The sequence below is a fragment of the Ruegeria sp. HKCCD7628 genome, from assembly GCF_057221005.1.
The window spans coordinates 1,195,612-1,215,048 of sequence record NZ_JBWVBA010000001.1 but is presented as its reverse complement, the minus strand read 5'-3'; the positions used below and the strand labels follow the sequence as shown (position 1 = coordinate 1,215,048).

21 protein-coding genes are annotated in these 19,437 nt (G+C 59.9%); 12 read left to right on the top strand and 9 right to left on the bottom strand.

Features of this window, described 5'->3' with window-relative positions:
- Position 1 precedes the first annotated feature (1 nt).
- The gene (locus AC2TAD_RS06050; RefSeq protein ID WP_170754661.1) at positions 2-346 is read right to left on the bottom strand and encodes a hypothetical protein; all 345 of its coding nucleotides are present in this window, start codon (positions 344-346) and stop codon (positions 2-4) included.
- Positions 343-1,260: a DnaJ C-terminal domain-containing protein gene (locus tag AC2TAD_RS06045; protein WP_480866549.1), complete on the bottom strand. Its 918-nt coding sequence runs from the start codon at positions 1,258-1,260 to the stop codon at positions 343-345. Before AC2TAD_RS06045 ends, AC2TAD_RS06050 begins: the two co-directional genes overlap by 4 nt.
- Positions 1,261-1,402: 142 nt before the next feature.
- Between AC2TAD_RS06045 and AC2TAD_RS06040 the strand changes: the two genes are divergently transcribed.
- Positions 1,403-1,786, top strand: a complete 384-nt coding sequence (locus tag AC2TAD_RS06040; protein ID WP_170355445.1) for a hypothetical protein — start codon at positions 1,403-1,405, stop codon at positions 1,784-1,786.
- On the opposite strand, the gene AC2TAD_RS06035 is transcribed toward AC2TAD_RS06040, so the two are convergent.
- Both AC2TAD_RS06035 and AC2TAD_RS06030 read right to left on the bottom strand, forming a co-directional pair.
- On the bottom strand, positions 1,787-2,884 hold the full coding sequence (locus AC2TAD_RS06035; RefSeq protein WP_480866547.1) for a cystathionine gamma-lyase: 1,098 nt from the start codon (positions 2,882-2,884) through the stop codon (positions 1,787-1,789). It abuts the gene before it with no gap.
- A 3-nt stretch (positions 2,885-2,887) separates the two neighbouring features.
- Positions 2,888-3,730 carry an LOG family protein gene (locus tag AC2TAD_RS06030; protein ID WP_480866545.1) on the bottom strand — a complete coding sequence of 281 codons (843 nt, stop codon included), beginning with the start codon at positions 3,728-3,730 and terminating at the stop codon, positions 2,888-2,890.
- Positions 3,731-3,809: 79 nt separating this feature from the next.
- On the opposite strand from AC2TAD_RS06030, the gene AC2TAD_RS06025 reads away from it, so the two are divergent.
- The 5 genes from AC2TAD_RS06025 to AC2TAD_RS06005 all read left to right on the top strand — a co-directional run bounded on the left by AC2TAD_RS06025 (position 3,810) and on the right by AC2TAD_RS06005 (position 7,442).
- Positions 3,810-4,727, top strand: a complete 918-nt coding sequence (locus tag AC2TAD_RS06025; RefSeq protein ID WP_480866543.1) for a threonine/serine dehydratase — start codon at positions 3,810-3,812, stop codon at positions 4,725-4,727.
- Positions 4,728-4,771: 44 nt separating this feature from the next.
- Positions 4,772-5,371 (top strand): GntR family transcriptional regulator, encoded by a 600-nt coding sequence (locus tag AC2TAD_RS06020; protein ID WP_170754653.1) that lies wholly within the window; start codon positions 4,772-4,774, stop codon positions 5,369-5,371.
- Positions 5,372-5,497: 126 nt separating this feature from the next.
- Complete coding sequence (gene dapD / locus AC2TAD_RS06015) at positions 5,498-6,325, top strand: 2,3,4,5-tetrahydropyridine-2,6-dicarboxylate N-succinyltransferase (RefSeq protein WP_170355440.1); 828 nt, start codon at positions 5,498-5,500, stop codon at positions 6,323-6,325.
- A gap of 99 nt (positions 6,326-6,424) precedes the next feature.
- Positions 6,425-7,051 carry a LysE family translocator gene (locus AC2TAD_RS06010; RefSeq protein WP_353394145.1) on the top strand — a complete coding sequence of 209 codons (627 nt, stop codon included), beginning with the start codon at positions 6,425-6,427 and terminating at the stop codon, positions 7,049-7,051.
- A gap of 46 nt (positions 7,052-7,097) precedes the next feature.
- The gene (locus AC2TAD_RS06005) at positions 7,098-7,442 is read left to right on the top strand and encodes a hypothetical protein (RefSeq protein WP_480866662.1); all 345 of its coding nucleotides are present in this window, start codon (positions 7,098-7,100) and stop codon (positions 7,440-7,442) included.
- Here AC2TAD_RS06005 and AC2TAD_RS06000 read toward each other — a convergent pair.
- The gene (locus tag AC2TAD_RS06000) at positions 7,439-8,497 is read right to left on the bottom strand and encodes a transporter substrate-binding domain-containing protein (protein ID WP_170754647.1); all 1,059 of its coding nucleotides are present in this window, start codon (positions 8,495-8,497) and stop codon (positions 7,439-7,441) included. The two genes, AC2TAD_RS06005 and AC2TAD_RS06000, sit on opposite strands and share 4 nt — an antisense overlap.
- 208 nt (positions 8,498-8,705) lie before the next feature.
- On the opposite strand from AC2TAD_RS06000, the gene dapE reads away from it, so the two are divergent.
- Genes dapE through rnr form a run of 3 tightly spaced genes read left to right on the top strand, consistent with a single transcriptional unit; the run spans position 8,706 to position 12,729 of the window.
- Positions 8,706-9,845 (top strand): succinyl-diaminopimelate desuccinylase, encoded by a 1,140-nt coding sequence (gene dapE, locus AC2TAD_RS05995; RefSeq protein WP_480866541.1) that lies wholly within the window; start codon positions 8,706-8,708, stop codon positions 9,843-9,845.
- A 1-nt stretch (position 9,846) separates the two neighbouring features.
- Positions 9,847-10,422, top strand: a complete 576-nt coding sequence (locus AC2TAD_RS05990) for a TIGR04282 family arsenosugar biosynthesis glycosyltransferase (protein WP_480866539.1) — start codon at positions 9,847-9,849, stop codon at positions 10,420-10,422.
- 48 nt (positions 10,423-10,470) lie between these two features.
- Complete coding sequence (gene rnr / locus AC2TAD_RS05985) at positions 10,471-12,729, top strand: ribonuclease R (protein WP_480866537.1); 2,259 nt, start codon at positions 10,471-10,473, stop codon at positions 12,727-12,729.
- On the opposite strand, the gene AC2TAD_RS05980 is transcribed toward rnr, so the two are convergent.
- Entirely contained in the window at positions 12,720-13,106 is a 387-nt protein-coding gene (locus tag AC2TAD_RS05980; protein WP_480866535.1) for a DUF1801 domain-containing protein, read from the bottom strand. The genes rnr and AC2TAD_RS05980 overlap by 10 nt on opposite strands.
- Positions 13,103-13,798 (bottom strand): glutathione S-transferase family protein, encoded by a 696-nt coding sequence (locus AC2TAD_RS05975; RefSeq protein WP_480866533.1) that lies wholly within the window; start codon positions 13,796-13,798, stop codon positions 13,103-13,105. The genes AC2TAD_RS05980 and AC2TAD_RS05975 overlap by 4 nt, the downstream gene beginning before the upstream one ends.
- Before the next feature lie 85 nt (positions 13,799-13,883).
- Here AC2TAD_RS05975 and AC2TAD_RS05970 point away from each other — a divergent pair, with 85 nt between their 5' ends.
- The gene (locus tag AC2TAD_RS05970) at positions 13,884-14,609 is read left to right on the top strand and encodes a helix-turn-helix transcriptional regulator (protein ID WP_480866531.1); all 726 of its coding nucleotides are present in this window, start codon (positions 13,884-13,886) and stop codon (positions 14,607-14,609) included.
- A 51-nt stretch (positions 14,610-14,660) separates the two neighbouring features.
- Positions 14,661-15,959 carry a lytic murein transglycosylase gene (locus AC2TAD_RS05965; protein WP_480866529.1) on the top strand — a complete coding sequence of 433 codons (1,299 nt, stop codon included), beginning with the start codon at positions 14,661-14,663 and terminating at the stop codon, positions 15,957-15,959.
- 75 nt (positions 15,960-16,034) lie between these two features.
- On the opposite strand, the gene AC2TAD_RS05960 is transcribed toward AC2TAD_RS05965, so the two are convergent.
- The gene (locus tag AC2TAD_RS05960) at positions 16,035-17,432 is read right to left on the bottom strand and encodes an aspartate aminotransferase family protein (protein ID WP_170754629.1); all 1,398 of its coding nucleotides are present in this window, start codon (positions 17,430-17,432) and stop codon (positions 16,035-16,037) included.
- A 75-nt stretch (positions 17,433-17,507) separates the two neighbouring features.
- On the bottom strand, positions 17,508-18,191 hold the full coding sequence (locus tag AC2TAD_RS05955) for a GntR family transcriptional regulator (RefSeq protein ID WP_170355430.1): 684 nt from the start codon (positions 18,189-18,191) through the stop codon (positions 17,508-17,510).
- Positions 18,192-18,331: 140 nt separating this feature from the next.
- Between AC2TAD_RS05955 and AC2TAD_RS05950 the strand changes: the two genes are divergently transcribed.
- Positions 18,332-19,417, top strand: a complete 1,086-nt coding sequence (locus AC2TAD_RS05950) for a polyamine ABC transporter substrate-binding protein (RefSeq protein WP_170355429.1) — start codon at positions 18,332-18,334, stop codon at positions 19,415-19,417.
- The last annotated feature ends 20 nt before the right edge of the window (positions 19,418-19,437 follow it).

Here is a 19,437-nt window from a genome sequence, read left to right as displayed (position 1 = left end):
CTTACTTTGACCCGAACCGGGCGATTCCGATCACATCGATCAGGTTTTGCCTGACTGGTTCCGGCTGCGCTTCGACGGCGCTCAGCACCTCACGCAGTTCGGCGCGCAAACCGTGCATCTGGTCGATAAGTGAGATCATCATCGACAGCGCGTCGGTCTCCATGTCGTATTGTTCATGCAATTCACAGGCCAACTCCAGCCGGGCCACGTCGAGGCTGTGGTAGACCAGCCCTTGTTCAGTGTTCTCAGGGATCACGATTTCGGCGGCCAGATACTCGGTCAACCGGGCCGAGGTCAGGCGGGTCACGGATGCGATCACTTCGGATTCGGTCAAGGTGCGGTTCATGACGGCATTCCTTTGCGAGGATCATAGCTGTGCGTGTCGCGCCAATTTTCCATGAAAGCCCTTAGGTCATCGTCGATCTGGTCGGGCATGGCGACGGTCAATTCGATCAGTTGGTCGCCCCGGTCGGCCGAACCCCGTTTTTTGACCCCTTTGCCCCGCAACCGCAAGGTTTTGCCGCTGCTGGTGCCAGGCGGCACGCTGACGTTGACGCCGCCGTCAATAGTTGGCGCGGGGATTTTGCCGCCCAGAACAGCCTCGTCAATGGTGATGGGCAGGGTAATGTGGATGTCATCACCCTGACGTTCAAACACCGGATGAGGTGCGACTGTCACGGTGACCAGGGCATCACCTGCAGGCCCGTCGCCAAACCCGGGATCCCCCTTGCCGCGAAGTCGGATGGTTTGGCCGTCTGTAATGCCTGCCGGGATCTTAACCTCGATCCGGTCGCCGTCAGGCAATGTCAGTTTCTGGCTGGCGCCAAACACAGCATCTAGAAAGCTGAGCTGCAGGCTGTAGCTGCGGTTATGCCCCGGCGCGTGGAAGCCTTGGCTGCTCTGGCCATAGCCGCCACGCCCGCGCATGAATTCGGCGAAGATGTCTGACATATCGTCCGAGTCTGCGGCGCGCCCACGATAAGGGTTTCCGGCGGCTTCGGCATAGTCGCGATAGTATTGCTGCTGGGCGCGTTCCTGACCCGAAGCGTCAATCTCGCCCCGATCAAACTGCGCGCGCTTTTCGGGGTCTTTCAGCAGGTCATAAGCGGCAGCTGCGGCTTTAAACTTGGCCTCGGCCTCGGCATCGCCGGGCTTTAGGTCGGGGTGGCAGTCTTTGGCGATGCGCCGATAGGCTTTTTTGATCTCGGCATCGCTGGCGTCTTTGGTGACGCCAAGGGCGGAATAGGGATCGTCGCTCATCTCACCTCTCGCGGCTCGGAGGAACAGGGTGGTTTTATCATGCGTTTTCAACGACCCAAAAGGAAGAGGCTTTTGAAACCGCTCGCAAATCCCTATAGGTCTGCTAACATACGCATGTTTTTATAGATTGACCGGAGGCCCCATGACGCGCCGATTGAAATCCATTCTGGCCCTGCTGGCCGGGAACGCCATCGGGCTGCTGCTGGCAGCGATCCTATTGCCCGAGTTCGCGATCCGACCGATCTCGTTCATTGTGGTGGTGATCGTTTTCACGCTTATTCAATGGATCGCCGAGCCGCTGATCCTGAAACTGGGGGCAAAGCGCGCGCCTGCGATCAAAGGTGGCATCGCGCTGATCGTGACCTTTGTCGGCTTGTTGCTGACCGATCTGATCACAAACGGCCTGACTGTAGGCGGGATTTCCAACCTGCTGGCCTCAACCCTGCTGGTCTGGCTGGGGGCGTTGATCGCCAGCATCGTGCTGCCGATCTATGTGTTCACCGAGTTGCGCGAGCCCAAGAAGTAATCACAGCGCGTTAAGGCTGGCGTTTATCGCCTGCCACAACTCCTCGACCGGTTCACAGCCGACCGAAAGTCGGATGAAGGCTGGGTCCACATCGTCGCCCCAGCGCGCGCGGCGTTCAGCCGAACTGTGGACGCCCCCAAAGGACGTGGCAGGACGCAGCATCGGACAGGCGTTGATGAAGGTTTCGGCTTTGTCTTCACTGTCCAGCGTGATCGACAACAGAAACCCGAACCGCGTTGTCTGCGCTTTGGCCAGCGCGTGCGCGGGGTCAGAGGGCAGACCGGGATAGCGGATGGCTTTCACCGCAGGGTGATCCGCTAGCCGCTCGGCCAGTACCTGCGCCGAGGCGCACATTCGGTCGAACCGCACATCCAGCGTTTCCAATCCGCGATGCAGCAGCCATGCCTCATGCGGGCCGGGGATCGCGCCCGAGACTTTGCGCCATTCCTCGACCCTCTCCATGATCTGCGGATTGCGGCTGGAGACATGGCCCATCAGCAGGTCGGAATGCCCGCCCATCGCCTTAGTGTCTGAGGCCACAACCACATCCACGCCCAGATCCAGCGGGCGCTGGCCCAGCGGGGTCATGGTGGTGTTGTCGGCAATCGTGATCCCGCCAGCAGCGCGCACTGCCTGTGCAATCGCGGGCAGGTCCATCATATCCAGACCGGGGTTCGAGGGGCTTTCGACAAACACCACATCGAACCCGTCAAATCCGCCTTCGGTAAACGCGGTCGTGGGGCGTTCGGTGACCGACACGCCCAGACCCGACAGAAATCGATCCGCCAGCACGCGGGTGACGTAGTAGCCGTCGGATGGGATCAGGATACGCGACCCGGCCTTGATGGCGGCAAACAAAGCGGCCGAGATCGCCCCCATGCCCGAGGGGAACACGAGGCAAGGCGCGCCCTCCAGATGGGCCAGAACATGTTCCAGATGCACCCATGTGGGGTTGTCGACGCGGCCATAGGTCGGCAGGCCATCCGGCGCGCCTGGCAGGTGGTACATGCTGCTTTGGGTCAAAGGCAGCGCTACAGGGTCGCCTGCATTCAGGGCATTGCCGCGCAGGTGCAGCATCTCTCCGGGTTTGGGGGCCATCTCTCAGCGCCCCGGAATGTCGTCGCGGGGCGGGGCGGGTTCCCAATTCTCGATGATGTCGACAGCCTCTTGCGCGGTGTCGACAAAGCGGAACAGGTCCAGATCTTCGTCCGAGATGGTGCCCGCATCTGCCAGCGCTTCCCAGTTGATGACTTTCTCCCAGAATTCACGGCCAAACAGCAGGAAGGGCACGCGGTCCATCCGGCCGGTCTGGATCAGGGTTAGCGACTCGAACAGCTCATCCATCGTGCCGAAGCCGCCGGGGAAGATGGTGATGGCGCGGGCGCGCATCAGGAAGTGCATCTTTCGGATGGCGAAATAGTGGAAGTTGAAGCTTAGCTCGGGCGTCACGTACTCATTCGGCGCCTGCTCGTGCGGCAACACGATGTTCAATCCGATGGAACAACCGCCTGCATCTTGCGCGCCGCGATTGCCAGCCTCCATCACGCCAGGGCCGCCACCGGTGACGATCACGTTCTCGCGGCAGCCGGTCTGGTTCGACTTCTTGGTCATCAGCCGGGCGAATTCGCGCGCCTCGTCATAATACTCCGACAAATCAGCCAGCGTTTTCGTGCGGGCGGTGTGTTTCTGCGACGGTTCCGGGATGCGTGCACCGCCGAACATGACGATGGTCGAGGTGATCTGACGTTCGCTCATGATCATCTCAGGCTTCAGCAGTTCCAGCTGCAGGCGCACCGGACGCAGCTCATCGCGGCACAGGAACTCGTCATCGGCAAAGGCAAGGCGATAGGCGGGGGAGCGCGTCTGCGGCGTATCCGGCACCTCGCTCGCGGTCGAACGGTCGGTCTGCGCGTCGCGAAACGGGCTGTGGCGGTCTTCTCTCATAGGTGATCGATCCCTGCTTGCGTGTTTCCAAAACAGCTATAGGGTTCGCGGGCAGAGTGCCAGTCACGGAAGTACAAGAATGAATTGGAAGAACGAAATTTCAGCGGCCGCAGACCGGATCGCCGGATATGCACAGGTTACACCCGTAATGGAAAGCCATGCGCTGGGGCTGGACTATCCGGTCGAGTTGAAGCTGGAGCAGATGCAGCACACTGGCAGCTTCAAAGCGCGCGGGGCGTTTAACACGTTGCTCAGCATGGATGTCCCCGAGGCCGGTGTGGTGGCCGCATCGGGTGGCAATCACGGGGCAGCGGCGGCCTATGCGGCGCAGACGCTGGGCTATCCGGCCAAGATTTTCGTACCCGAACTGGCGGGTCCGTCCAAAATCGCATTGATCGAACAAACGGGAGCGGACCTGAGTGTGGTCTCTGGCGAATACGCGAACGCGCTTACGGCGGCGCAAGATCATGAAGCGCAGACCGGCGCGATGCAGATCCACGCCTATGACGCGCCGGGCACCGTCGCCGGGCAAGGCACGTGTTTCGCCGAATGGGAGGCGCAAGGCCTGCAAGCCGACACAGTTCTGGTCGCTGTCGGTGGCGGAGGGCTGATCGCCGGGGCGCTGGCGTGGTTGCAGGGTGCGCGCAAGGTCGTGGCGGTCGAGCCCGAGACCTCATGCGCATTGAACGCCGCGTTGCAGGCGGGGGAGCCGGTCGATGTCTCGGTCTCGGGTATTGCGGCCAATGCGCTGGGCGCGCGGCGGATCGGGTCGATCTGTTTTGGTCTGGCGCAGGGCATGACCTCGGTCCTGGTCAGCGACGCGGCCATTGCCGATGCGCAAAAGCGGCTTTGGCAAGCTCATCGGATTCTGGTCGAACCGGCAGGTGCTGCGGCTTTGGCGGCGTTGACCTCTGGCGCATATAAGCCCGCGCCGGGGGAAAAAGTGGCTGTGCTGGTGTGCGGGGGCAATATCTCACCCGACCCGCTGATGGGCTGAGAATGCGGCTTGTGATCTGTGGGGTCGGATTTTATCTATAATCCATGAGCGCGACCATTGCCGACACCATCTACGACAGCCTGAGCCAGCAAATCATAACCGGCGAACTGACCGCCGGGGAAAAGCTGCGTCAGGACCACATCGCGCGGGCTTTTGATACCAGCCATGTCCCGGTGCGCGAAGCTCTGCTGCGTTTGCAAGCCCATGGGCTGGCCAAAAGCGAACCCCGACGCGGGATGCGTGTGACGCCACTGGATCCGGTTGAAGTGCGCGAAGTGATCGAAATGCGTGTCGCCCTTGAACCGTTGGCCTTGCAATACGCGGTGCAGAACATGTCGATGAACGCGGTCACCCGGGCAGAACAGGCGCGGTTGGCCTGCGATGCGGCTGAAACGATGCCCGAGTGGGAGGCCAAAAACCGCGCTTTCCACCGCGCCATTCTTGCACCATGCGCGCTGCCCCGGCTGCTGCGGACGATTGATGACTTGCACATTGCCAGCGCGCGCCATCTGTTCGCGCATTGGCGGCCAAAATGGGTGCAGCGGGCGGATACGGATCATGCGGCGATCATGCAGGCGATCCAAAAGAAAGACACCGCAGGGGCGGTTGGGCTTCTGGTCCGGCACATCCGGCGCGCGCGTTGACCACTGCTGTAGCCTTTGATTGCGATCGGCCCGACGCAAACGCGCCCACCTGCGTCGCATTGCGCCAAGGTTGGCGCTTGCGTATAGGCAACACCAACATGAACAGATTCGTCAGGGAGCCCCGAAATGTCCAACGCGCAACTGGAAGCCGCCATCGAAGCCGCCTGGGAGGCACGCGATACAATAACCCCCGCCACCACCGGTGAACAGCGTGAAGCCATCGAAGATACGCTGAATGCACTGGACAGCGGTTCCCTGCGGGTTGCAGAAAAGCTGGACAGCGGCGATTGGCACGTAAACCAGTGGGCCAAAAAGGCGGTTCTGCTGGGTTTTCGCATCAAGGACATGGAAATCCAAACGGGTGGCCCGCAGGATGGCGGTTGGTGGGACAAGGTGGACAGCAAGTTCGCCGGTTGGGGTGAGAACCAGTGGAAAGCCGCCGGTTTCCGCGCCGTGCCAAACTGCGTGGTGCGTAAGTCGGCTTATGTCGCGCCCGGCGTGGTCTTGATGCCGTCCTTTGTGAACCTTGGCGCCTATGTGGACGAAGGCACCATGGTCGACACATGGGCCACTGTCGGGTCCTGCGCACAGATTGGCAAGAACGTCCACCTGTCGGGCGGCGTTGGTATCGGCGGCGTGCTCGAGCCGATGCAGGCTGGCCCCACGATCATCGAGGACAATTGCTTTATCGGTGCGCGGTCGGAAGTGGTCGAGGGTTGTATCGTCCGCGAAGGGTCGGTTCTGGGGATGGGCGTGTTCATCGGCCAGTCGACCAAGATCGTCGACCGCGAAACCGGTGAGGTCATGTATGGCGAGGTGCCGCCCTATTCGGTGGTTGTGGCCGGTTCGATGCCGTCGAAAAACAATGTCAGCCTTTACTGCGCCGTCATTGTGAAGCGGGTAGACGAAAAGACCCGTTCCAAAACCGGGATCAACGAGCTTCTGCGCGACTGATCCCGAACGTTCGCGGGAAAAGGCCATGTTTTTTGGACGTGGCCTTCTCCTGCAGTCTGAAGAATTGACCGGCTCTTTCCCGCACCTTTTGAGGTCTTCATGATTCCCGTTGACGTGGTCATTTTGTTCATGAGCGTTGCCATCGCTTTGGCTGCAGTGCCGGGGCCGGATAATATCTTTGTGCTGACCCAATCGGCGCTTTATGGCCGGATGTCAGGGCTGATTGTGACGCTTGGCTTGGCATCGGGGCTGATTGTACACACCACTGCTGCAGCGTTCGGGGTTGCGGTGCTGTTTCAGACCTCGCAGGCGGCCTTTGCCATGTTGAAATATGCCGGGGCGGGGTATCTGGTCTATCTGGCGTGGAAAGCCTTCACGGCCACCGAAACCCGGCTGGACAGTGCAGATGCACCCCGTATCGCGACGCGCAAGTTGTTTCTGCGCGGTTTGATTATGAATATTGCCAATCCCAAGGTGACAATCTTCATGCTGGCGTTTCTGCCGCAGTTCGTCGACCCGAATAACGGGCCGATCATTGGGCAGTTCTATCAGTTGGGCGCTCTGATGTTTCTGGCTACGGTCGTGGTATTCGGTGCTGTGGCGCTGGCCGCGGGTACTCTGGGCGGGCTGTTGCGCGGGTCGCCGGGCGTTCAACTGTGGCTGAACCGAATCTCGGGCGTGATCTTCGTGGCGCTGGCGCTCAAACTGGCGACGGCCGAGCGTTAGTGCCCCGCGCTTGACCAACACGCGGCGCGGCGATATGGCCGGGCGCATGGAAAAGCAAAAGAAACCCTCTCGTCAGCAAGTTTACACCCTGCTTGTGCAGATCGGTCGCAAGGAAGGCGATGGTTTGCCCGAAGGTGCAACCGGTGCAGCGCTGATGTGCTTTGCCAGTGGCGTGGACGAAGCCGAGGCCGTGCGTGAAACCGTTGCCATCCTGAAACAGGCTGACACAGCGCCTTTGGATGTAACCGGCTATGGCACGCTTGCTGAACGCGAGGCGCGGGGGCATGACATCGACCCGGATGAGCGCGCCCTGATGCAGCGTGCGCTGGATGAAAACGCAGTTATTGTCGCCCAGATGACACCGTTTTTCGGGGATGAGGAACCAGCTTAGTTCCGCGCCCCGAACCATTTGCGGTAGATCTCGTCATAGGTTCCATCTTCGCGTAGTGCCAGCAGCGCCTGATTGACATCCTCGACCAGAGGCGACCCGGTGGGAAAGGCTATGCCGTAGTTTTCGCGCAGGAACACCCCGCCCGTCATGGACGCGAATCTGCGTCCTTCGTGCGATGCATAGTAGGATAGGATGGGCGCATCAAATACGATCGCGTCCAGTTCTTCGGCCCGGAATGCGTCCAGCATGGGTTCAAGACTGTCGTATCCGGTAAATTCGATCTCGCGCCGGTTCAGGAAGCTGGCGGCAGTCGAGTTCGAGATCGTTCCGACCTGTTTGCCGTACAGATCATTCACCGAATTCACGTTGCCGCTGATCGCATCCACCGTCATCACCGAGGTGATCCGCGCGGTAAAGACAGACACGATGAACAGGGATGATACGACCAAAACAACACCTAGCAAGCGCCCAAAGGGTGTGCGCGGCATCCGTTCCTCGAACCCGCCATTCACGACCAGATTGAGCGCCCACCAGAAGGACGGAAACCACGCTTCGTCCAGCTTGCGATCGAAATAGGGTTGCGAGCGGCGCTCGAACACCCACATCAGCATACCTCCGCCCAGCAGGATGGCAAAGGCCAGCCCGATGGCGATGAACAGCTCGACCGACAACAACGCCTGCAACAGTGACGGGCGGCGCATCGCGTCCGACGGCACCATGATCTGAAGCCCGGCCTCGAAAATCGGTTGACTGAAATCCATCTGGGTTTCGCGCGCAGCCGTGATCGAGATATTGGCGATGGCCAAATCTGCTGATCCGTCCTGCACTGCGACCAGCATATCTCCGAACCCCTCGACCCGGTTGATTTGGTAGTCCCAGTCCAACGATTGTGCCAATGCAGCCAGAAGATCCATCGAGAATCCGGTCTCTGCCCCGTCCTCGACATACGAGAACGGTTGGCGGGTCACAGTGGTGACCGTCAAAGTCTGAGCCTGGCTTTGCTGTGCAAGAACGGCGAAAGTCAGGCAGATCCAAGCGATAAAAGCGCGTGTCATCGAAATTTACCTGTTTCGCGGCCCTCTAACGCGATTTCGAATTGGGCGGCAAGGCAATCGCAACGGAAACGCCAATGTTTTGTTGACATGTCATCGCGAGATAGACTGCAAAAAAGCGTGTGAAGCGTGCCGTGCGGGGGTTGGCAATCCCGCCAATTCGTTGAATCTGTGCGCGAAGATGCAGTTCAGTGCAGAGAAAGGGCAAGAAATGACAGATGCGGTAGAATTGACAGCGGACCTGATCCGTTGCCCATCGGTCACACCTGATGAAGGGGGCGCCCTTGTTCTGTTGGAAAAGCTGCTGGCGGAGGCGGGGTTTGCCTGCACGCGTGTCGATCGCGGCGGGATTTGCAATCTGTTTGCACGCTGGGGTGACAAAGGGCATCCACGCAGCTTTGGTTTTAATGGCCATACAGACGTCGTGCCAGTTGGGGATGAGGCTGCATGGACCATGCCACCTTTCGGGGCCGAGGTGAAAGATGGCGTGATGTTTGGTCGAGGCACGACGGACATGAAATCCGGCGTGGCGGCCTTTGCCGCAGCGGCCGTTGATTTTGTGCGCGACACGCCGCCCGACGGGGCCGTCATCCTGACCATCACCGGGGATGAGGAAGGCGACGCGCTGGACGGCACCACCGCCCTGCTGGACTATATGGACAGTGCCGGGGAAAAGATGTCGGTCTGTCTGGTGGGCGAGCCGACCTGCCCCAACACAATGGGCGAGATGATGAAGATCGGGCGGCGTGGGTCGATGAACATCTGGTTCACCGTGACCGGGGTACAGGGTCACGCGGCCTATCCGCACCGCGCCAAGAACCCGATGCCCGCAATGGCGCGGCTGATGGATCGGTTGGCCAGTCACGAGCTGGATCAGGGTACGGACCATTTCGACGCCTCAACACTGGCCGTGGTGACGATCGACACGGGCAACCCGGCAACCAACGTGATCCCCGCGCAATCTACAGGAGCGGTGAATATCCGGTTCAACGATCTGCATTCTGGGGCCAGCCTCAGCGATTGGTTGCGGGCCGAGGCCGCTGCAGTGGCCGATGAGTTCGGGGTTGAGATCGACCTGCGCATCAAGATCTCTGGCGAGAGCTTTCTGACCCCGCCGGGGCCTCTGTCCGCCCTGGTCGCCAAGGCGGTTGAGGCGGAAACCGGTGTGGTGCCCGAGATGTCGACCACGGGCGGTACCTCGGACGCGCGATTTGTGAAGAACCACTGCCCGGTGGTGGAATTTGGCCTTGTGGGCCGCACCATGCATCAGGTGGATGAATGCGTCGAGGTGGCACAGATCGAACAGCTCAAGGCCATCTACACGCGCATCCTGCGGGACTATTTCGCCTAACATGCAGCGCACTCTCGTGATCATGGTGAAAGAGCCGCGCCCCGGTCGGGTGAAAACCCGGCTGGGCCGCGATATCGGTATGGTTGGGGCGGCTTGGTGGTTTCGCCACCAGACACGCTCGTTGATCCGGCGGCTGCGTGATCCGCGTTGGCAGATTGCGCTGGCGGTCGCGCCTGACCGCGAAGGTCTGACCAGCCGAATCTGGCCTGCTGATCTGCCGCGGGCGGCGCAGGGGCGCGGAGATCTGGGTGACCGGATGGGTCGGATGCTGCGCGGGATGCCGCCGGGGCCGGTCTGCCTGATCGGCGCGGATATTCCGGGCATTACCCGCAGCCACATTGCCCGCGCGTTCACGGCGTTGGGGTCCGCGCAGATGGCATTCGGCCCCGCCCCGGATGGCGGCTATTGGCTGGTGGGTGCGCAAAGATATGGCGCGCTTCCCAACAACCTGTTCCGCGATGTGCGCTGGTCCACCGAACATGCACTGGCCGACACGCTGGCCTCGATCTCCGGCGCACGGGTGGCGCTGCTGGACCCGTTGCGCGATGTGGACACGGTGGCGGATCTGAAACCCTGATCCGTTTTTGGTCATGACGCCGTCGCACGCCCGTGTTACGCCAAATATATGAGTCGTATCCCCACCAAGCAGGAGGTCCTTGACTGGATCTCGGCGAACCCCACCCTGACCTCGAAACGCGATATCGCCAAAGCCTTTGGGATCAAGGGCGCGGCGCGGATCGACCTGAAACGCATCCTGCGCGAGCTTGAGGCCGACGGCCATCTGGAAAAGCGCAAGCGCAGCTATGGCGACCCGGATCGTCTGCCGCCGGTTAGTGTGCTGCAAGTGAAGGCTCCGAACGCGGACGGAGACTTGTTCGCCCGCCCGCTGGAATGGCATGGTGAAGGGGTTGAGCCCATCGTCTTGTTGATCACTCGCGCCAGTGACCCGGCTCTGGGCGAGGGCGACCGGATTCTGGCCCGCCTGACCGTGGTGCATGAGGAAGACCACAATTATGAGGCACGCCTGATCCGCCGGATCGGCACCAACCCGCGCAAGATCGTCGGCATTTTCCGCAAAGGGGCCGAGGGCGGACGGATCGTGCCCATCGACAAGGCGGGCCAAAACGAATGGCTGGTGACCGATGGCGCGGTGCATGGGGCCAAGGATGGTGAGCTGGTCGAGGCCGAACAGGCTGGCCCCAAGAAACGCATGGGCCTGCCCCGCGCGCGGATTGTCGAACGGTTGGGTGATCCCACCGCGCCCAAGGCGGTGTCGCTGATTGCGATCCACCAGCACGGCATCCCGGACGATTTCCCCGACAAGGTGATCGATGAGGCCGACAAGGCCAAGCCCGTCGGCCTGAAGGGCCGCGAAGACCTGCGGGATATGCCGCTGCTGACCATCGACCCTTCGGACGCGCGCGATCACGACGATGCCTGTTACGCGCACGCTGATGACGACCCCAAGAACCCCGGCGGTCATGTAATCTGGGTCGCTATCGCAGATGTCGCCGCTTACGTGCAGCCCGGCACCGCGCTGGACCGTGAGGCACGCAAGCGCGGCAATTCCAGCTATTTCCCAGACCGCGTTGTGCCGATGCTGCCGGATCGTCTGTCGGGCGATCTTTGTTCGCTGCACGAAGGCGTACCGCGCGCCTGTATCGCCGTCCGGATGCAGATCGACGCCGAGGGTAACAAGATCGGCCACCGGTTTGTGCGGGGGCTGATGCGCTCGGCTGCATCTTTGCATTATGCCGAGGTGCAGGAGGCTATCGATGGCACCCCCAACGACCGCACCGGGCCCCTGTTGGAGACAGTGCTGAAACCTCTCTACGCTGCCTATGCCGCGTTGAAGTCCGCGCGTGCGGTGCGACAGCCATTGGAGCTGGACCTGCCCGAACGCAAGATCGTCCTCAGCGACACCGGTGAAGTGACTAGCGTGGCGTTTCGCGACCGGCTGGATGCTCATAAGCTGATTGAGGAGTTCATGATCCTCGCCAACGTGGCCGCCGCTGAAACGCTGATTGCCAAACGCCGCCCGCTGCTGTTCCGTGTCCACGAAGAACCCGCGCCCGAGAAGTTGGAAAGCCTGCGGGAAACTGCTCAGGCTGCAGGTTTGAACCTTGCGAAAGGGCAGGTGCTGCAAACACGTCACCTCAACGCGCTGCTGAACGCTGCTGCGGGCACTGAAGATGCCGAGTTGATCAACCTGACCACCCTGCGGTCGATGGCGCAGGCCTACTACAACCCAGAGAATTTCGGCCATTTCGGTCTGGCGCTGCGGAATTATGCACATTTCACCTCGCCCATTCGCCGCTATGCGGACCTGATCGTGCATCGGGCGCTGATCTCGGCCCATGGTTGGGGCAAGGATGGGCTGACCGAGGATGAAATCGCGCGACTGGACGAAACCGCCACCCATATCTCGGACACCGAGCGGCGTTCGATGATGGCTGAGCGCGACACAACCGATCGCTATCTGGCGGCTTATTTGAGCGAGCGGGTGGGCAATGAGTTCACCGGCCGCATCAGCGGCATCGCGCGGTTCGGGGCCTTTGTGAAGATGGACGAAACCGGCGCTGATGGGTTGGTGCCCGTGCGATCCTTGGGGCGTGAGTTCTTCCACTTCGACCGCGAAGCCGGGACGCTGATGGGATCAGACACCGGGTTGATCATCGCCATCGGTCAACGCGTCACCGTGCGTCTGACTGCGGCGACGCCGGTTACGGGCGGGCTGGAGCTGGAGCTGCTGTCCATCGACGATCAAACCCTGCCGCGCGGCCGCGGCTCAGTGAAACGCGGCGCACGGCGAAAGGCGGTCAGCAACAAGCGCAAGAAAGACAAGATCAAACGCAAAGTCGAACGCAAACGTCGTCAGAGGTGATAGGTGAGCGCCCGCGCAATCAGCCATCCGTGGCGGTTCGCGTCAATCTGGCGGGGGTCGTCGAAAAGAACTGCCCGGTTGCCTTCCAGCCGATCCTCGTCTGGGAAGGACGAAGTGAAATCACTGATCAGACGGCTTTGGCAATGGACGAACAGTGCGAAACTGGCGGTCTTGTGGCCCCCTAACCTGATCGTGGACCCTTTGGGTGCCAAGTAGGCGGGTTGCCCCCAGCGCAAGGCTTCTTGCAGCGGTTGGGCGCTGGGAAGAGTTAGGGCCGTTTCAAAGATCAATTCACGCAGGGCCAGCACACCCTTATGGGTGTCTGGCTTGTACCCGTCGAAAACGGACTGAACAGCGGGGTCTTGAAAGGGCGTCATAGGGGGATCGCCTGCTCTAACCGGTCCAAATAGCTGTTAAGCAAGCTATCGGTTTTGATGCGTCGCGTCAGCTGAGTTTCTTTTGGTGTCGCGCGCATCGCCGCCAGTACAGGCCCGACGCTCATATCTGCGGCGGTTGGGCTTTCACCGAACAGGAAGGGCGACTGCCACAGAAAAGCTGATATCGCTACGAGGTCACGTTCCAGGCGATCTGTGCGTTCAGTATCCGAGAACCGCGAGAGACCGGCCCCGTCCATTCGCTTCATCACCGATTTGCGGATTGCGTGGGTCACGGGGCGACGGATCAGTGCAGGAACCTCGGTGAAGAACATATCGCGCAGGATCGGCCAGACCTCGTCATTGCCCCAGCGATCCAGAACGACGTGGTTATAGATATGTTCTTCGGCCATGCGGATCAGGGCGCGGGACTGGGCCTTTTGAATGTCGCTAAGGTCTGCATCGAAATATGCCCCTTGTGTTTCCAGCCAGTCCCGGATCAGGTCGCTGTCGGCCACCAGCCTTTGACACGTGCGCAAAACAGGCAATTTCTGGTGGGGCATCTTCGATGGGTTCAGCATATCGGACCGCTGCCAGCTTTGGCCGGACAGTTGCAACATATAAGCCGTTTTGACGCAAAAAGGGCTGGCGCTGAATTGGCCGAAGGCGGCAGGGAAGGTCAGAAGGGTCAGCATCGTTGGCTCCGGAGTCGTTAAGATACCGTTTGGATAAGATGCCGTAATGACAGTTTCTGTCATTAGCCTTAGTCTAGATTACGATATGTCTCGCACCGCCCGCCTGTTCCAATTGATGCAAGCCTTGCGCTCTGGCCCGTCGCCCAAGACCTCGGTCCAACTGGCGTGGGATCTGGGCGTCTCAGCTCGCACCGTTCATCGTGACATCGACGCTTTGCGCGAACTGGGGGCTGTCATCGACGGAGAGGCAGGGTTTGGGTTCACCCTGATCGAGGATGCGACTCTGCCGCCTTTGGGCTTCACCGATGACGAGCTAGAGGCACTGGTTCTGGGTCTGCGCGAGGTGCAATCCATTGGCGATCCAGGTCTTGCAGATGCGGCAGGGGCGGTTCTGCGCAAGCTGCAGGGACGCTTGCCACACCGCCAGTCGCATCGCCTATCACACGCCGTCCTGACGGCCACCCGGTTTGATCGCCCGGCCCGGCCAACCATCGATGTGCGCGATCTGAGACAAGCCACATGGGATGAACGCACAGTCGAGTTCGCCTATACCGATGCCAAGGGGGATGCCACCCGTCGTCGGGTGAATCCGCTGAGTATCGTATATATGGACCGGGCAAGCGTTTTGATCAGTTGGTGCCATTTACGGCAGGATTTCAGAATATTCCGGCTGGACCGTATGCGCGACATGGCCCTGACCGAAGACTTTTTCCGGCCCAACAGGGTGCCTCTGCTTCGGCAAGCGCTGGATCGGTTAGCGGGCCGAGCGGGCAGCAAAACTCCGCGAGGACGAAACCTGAGCTCTTTGTGATTTCGCCATTATGCGCTACCTTGGTGTTGAGCAGTAATCAGGAAAATCGGAATGCATAAATGCGTAAGCGGCGTCATGACCGCTGCATTATGGGCATCCATAGTGCAGGCGGATCCTATCAACTCGGCCAATGGCCCACAGATTCACGAGCTCGCATCGGCCGATGTCACCGTGTCGATACGGCCGGTTGTTCGGCCAGAGTTTAAGGAGATCCGCGTGTCAACTGAAGGGAATGCGCGCTTTCAGGCGTGGCTGGGAGCGTTCCGCGAACGCGCGTTGCAGCAAGGTATATCTGCGACGACGTTGGACCGGTCATTGGCGGGGCTGACTTACGATTGGGACGTTATCAAGCGCGATCGCAACCAAGCCGAGTTCTCGAAGCCAATCTGGGAGTATCTGGACTCTGCCGTATCAGACCGGCGAATTGCGAATGGACGCGCCGGGTTGGAGCGCCATGACGCGGTCTTGACCCAGATCGAAGCGCAATATGGCGTCGAGAAAGAAGTTGTAACGGCCATCTGGGGGCTTGAGACGTCGTATGGTTCGTTTCGGGGCGGAGATCTGACGATCCGGTCGCTGGCAACGCTGGCGTTCGACGCACGACGGGCGTCTTTCTTCGAGGCGCAACTGGTGGCGGCCTTGCAGATCATTCAGGCTGGCGATGTCGTGCCCGGTGCTATGACAGGCAGTTGGGCGGGCGCAATGGGTCATACGCAGTTTATGCCGACCTCGTATTTGGAACATGCGGTGGATTTTGATGGCGACGGACGGCGAGATATCTGGTCCGACGACCCGACAGACGCTTTGGCTTCGGCGGCGTCCTACCTGGCGCGACATGGGTGGAAAAAGGGTCAACCCTGGGGGATCGAAGTGCAGTTGCCAGACGGTTTCGATTTTGCCTCGGCCAAGCGGGATCACAGGTTGATGCCATCCGAATGGGCCGCGCTTGGTGTTGTTGGACGTGATGGACAGGCCATTCCGGATCATGGGAAGGCGGCCATTCTATTGCCGGCAGGCGGGCAAGGCGTGGCCTTGATGATATTCGAGAATTTCAAGGTGATCGAGAAATACAACGGTGCCGACGCCTATGTGATCGGGATTGGCCATTTGTCGGATCGGCTGGTTGGCGGCGCGCCATTTCAGGCATCTTGGCCCCGCGATGATCGGATACTGAGCTTTACCGAAAAGAAAGAGCTGCAGAGCCTTTTGACCGAGGCTGGGTTCGATACCCAAGGAATCGACGGGCGCACGGGCCCGAATACTGTCAACGCGGTGCGGGCCTATCAGTTGGCGCAAGGTCTGGTGCCGGATGGTTATCCAACCCTGCGGTTGCTAGAGCGGTTGAGGTAGGGGAGGGGGCTCTGCCCCCATCGCGGCAAGCCGCGATTCCCCCGAGATATATTTGGCCAGATGAAGCTTCGCGGATCAGCTGGCGGCTTTCATCAGCCCTTGTTCGATGATGTCGGCCTGAGCTTCGTCCAGCGATTTGTGGATGCGCACGAACATCTCGTCGATATCCGATGGGGTCAGGATCAGCGGAGGTGAGATGATCATCCGGTCCCCCACATGGCGCATGATCAGGTTGTTGCTAAAGCAACGGTCGCGGCAGACATAGCCGACTGTGCCGGGGGCTGAGGCGAACTTAGCGCGGCTTGCTTTGTCGGGCGTCAGCGCAATCGAGGCCATCATACCGACGATTTTCGCTTCGCCCACCAGTGGGTGATCGACCAGCGCCTCCCATTTTTCTTTCAGGTAGGGGGCGGCGACGTCGCGGACGTGGTCCACGATCTTTTCCTCTTCGAGGATGCGTAGGTTTTCCAGTGCCACGGCGGCGGCGACCGGGTGGCCGGAATAGGTGTAGCCGTGGTTGAATTCGGTGCCGCCAATCACCTCGGCGATCTCATCATTGACGATAGAACCTCCGATGGGCGCGTAGCCCGAGCTGAGGCCTTTGGCGATAGTCATGATATGCGGGCGGATGCCCACGGTTTGCGACCCGAACCAGTTGCCAGTGCGGCCAAAGCCGCAGATGACCTCATCCGCGATCAGCAGGATATCGTATTTGTCGCAGATTCGCTGGATTTCGGGCCAATAGGTGTCGGGTGCGACGATCACGCCACCTGCGCCCTGAACCGGCTCGGCGATGAAGGCCGCGACGCGGTTTTCGCCCAGTTCAAGAATTGCCTCTTCCAGTTCCTGCGCGCGGGCCAAACCGAACTCTTCGGGCGTCATGTCGCCGCCTTCGGCCCACCAGTTCGGCTGGTTGATGTGGTGAATGTTCGGGATCGGAATACCACCCTGCGCGTGCATCCCTGCCATACCCCCCAGCGAGGCCGAGCCAACGGACGAACCGTGATAGGCATTGTGGCGGCTGATGATGATATTCTTGTCTGGTTGGCCTTTTTCGGCCCAATAAGTGCGAACCAGACGGATATTGGTGTCATTTGCTTCAGACCCGCCAGCAGCGAAGAACACATGGTTCAGATCGCCAGGCGCCAGTTCGGCCAGCTTTTTAGCCAGCGCGATGGCGGGGACATGCGTGGTTTTGAAGAAGGTATTGTAGTAGGGTAGTTCGCGCATTTGTCGCGCAGCTGCCTCGGCCAGTTCGTCGCGGCCATAGCCGACATTGACACACCAAAGACCGGCCATGGCATCCAGGATTTCCTCGCCTTCGCTATCGGTCAGATAGACGCCCTTGGCGCGGGTGATGACGCGAGCACCCTCTTTCCCGAGCGCGCCATTGGCCGAGAATGGGTGCATGTGGTGGGCGGCATCCAGTGCCTGCAATTCGGCAGTAGGCATGTGATTTGTGATGGTCGACATCGGGGAATCTCCTGCAAGAGCGATTAGCGGTCACAATATGATCAAATTTTTTTCTGTCAATCGAATCGCATTTATCTAGGTAGATGACAAGGCACCTGCCATCAGCTCCATTCCCTGTTCGATGTCCTGCGCGGTGGCTTTCGCGACCCTGTCGGGGTCCTTACGGCGGAGCGCCGTTATGATATCTTTGTGGCGGTCGGGCAGGCTTTGGGTTCCGAAACGACCGCAAACGACACGCAGTGAAGGGCCGAACCGCAGCCATAACCGTTCCGCCAAATCGTTGAGAATCGGAGCGTCTGCGTAGGAATAGAGCGTTTCATGAAACAGGTGGTTGAGGCGCAGATATCCGCCGACGTCGCCGTCGGCGATGGTACGGTCCAACTGTTTATCGATCTGAGCCAGGTGATCTATTTCTACAGCGCTCATGTTGGTTGTCGCGCGTCTGGAAAGCTCTGATTCTATTGAAATTCTAGCGAAAATCATCTGCTGAACATCGCTATGTTTCAGCAAAGGTACGCTGACCCGGCGATTGCCCTGAAACATAAGCGCTCCGTCAGAGATCAGCCTGCGAATCGCTTCGCGAACAGGGGTCATGCCAACGTCCAGCGAATCAGTCAGCCCTTGAATGGTGACAGGCTGACCGGGGACCAGATCGCCATACATGATCTGGGCGCGCAGCGTCTGATAGACCTGCTCGTGGGCAGGTTGTTTCTGATCATCGGCCACTGGCCTCGGTGCCTTATTTTTGATCAAATCCAATTGGTTTGCCCTGTTTGCGATTGTGTTGACTTGCCAGGTGCCTGACCTCGTGAAACCATACGACGGATCGGGGAAAAACGCAAAACTTGATCAAATCCAAAAAAACGGGAAAATACCCGCACACTTGCAGGGAGAATAAAATGTCAATCAAAACGCTGACACTGACAGCGGTCATCGCACTGGGGACTTCGGCGGCCTTCGCTGAAGAAGTGCGTGTCTACAACTGGTCGGATTATATCGACGAAGACCTTTTACAGAAGTTCGAGGAAGAAACCGGTCTGACGCTGATCTACGACGTGTTCGACAGCAACGAGGTTCTGGAAACCAAGATGCTGGCCGGTGGGTCTGGCTATGATGTGGTGGTTCCGTCCGGCACGTTCCTTCAGCGCCAGATTCAAGCGGGGGCTTTCCAGCAACTGGATACTTCCAAGCTGGATAACTCGGGGAATCTTTGGGACGTCATTCAGGAACGGACCGCAGGATACGACCCCGACAACGCCTTCTCGATCAACTACATGTGGGGAACCACGGGGATCGGCGTCAATGTTGGTAAGGTCAAAGAGGCGCTGGGCGATGACGTCGCGCTGAATAGCATGGAGTTGGTGCTGAACCCGGAAAACATGGAGAAGCTCGCCGGGTGCGGTGTGCATTTCCTGGATGCGCCTGCCGAGATGATCCCCATGACGTTGCAATATCTGGGCGAAGATCCGGACAGCCACGATCCGGACGTCATCCAGAAGGTCGAAGAAGTTCTGACCAGCGTGCGTCCGCATATCCAGAAGTTCCATAGCTCGGAATACATCAACGCTCTGGCCAATGGTGATATCTGCGTGGCCGTGGGTTGGTCAGGTGACATTCTACAGGCCCGCGACCGTGCGGCCGAGGCCGATAACGGGGTCGAGATAGAATACCATCCGTTCGCTGAAGGTTCGCTGATGTGGTTTGACCAGATGGCCATCCCGGCAGATGCTCCGAACCCAGAAGGCGCGCACAAGTTCCTGAACTTCATTCTGGATGCCAACAACATGGCTGCGGCGTCGAACTATGTTTATTACGCCAACGGCAACAAAGCCTCGCAAGAGTTCCTTGAGGAAGACGTGATCGGCGATCCGGCGATCTACCCGGACGACGCGACGATGCAGAATCTCTACATCACCACGCCCTACCCGGCAAAAACGCAGCGGGTTGTGACCCGTCTGTGGACCAAGATCAAATCGGGTACCTGATCCGATTTCCTAAGGCAGGG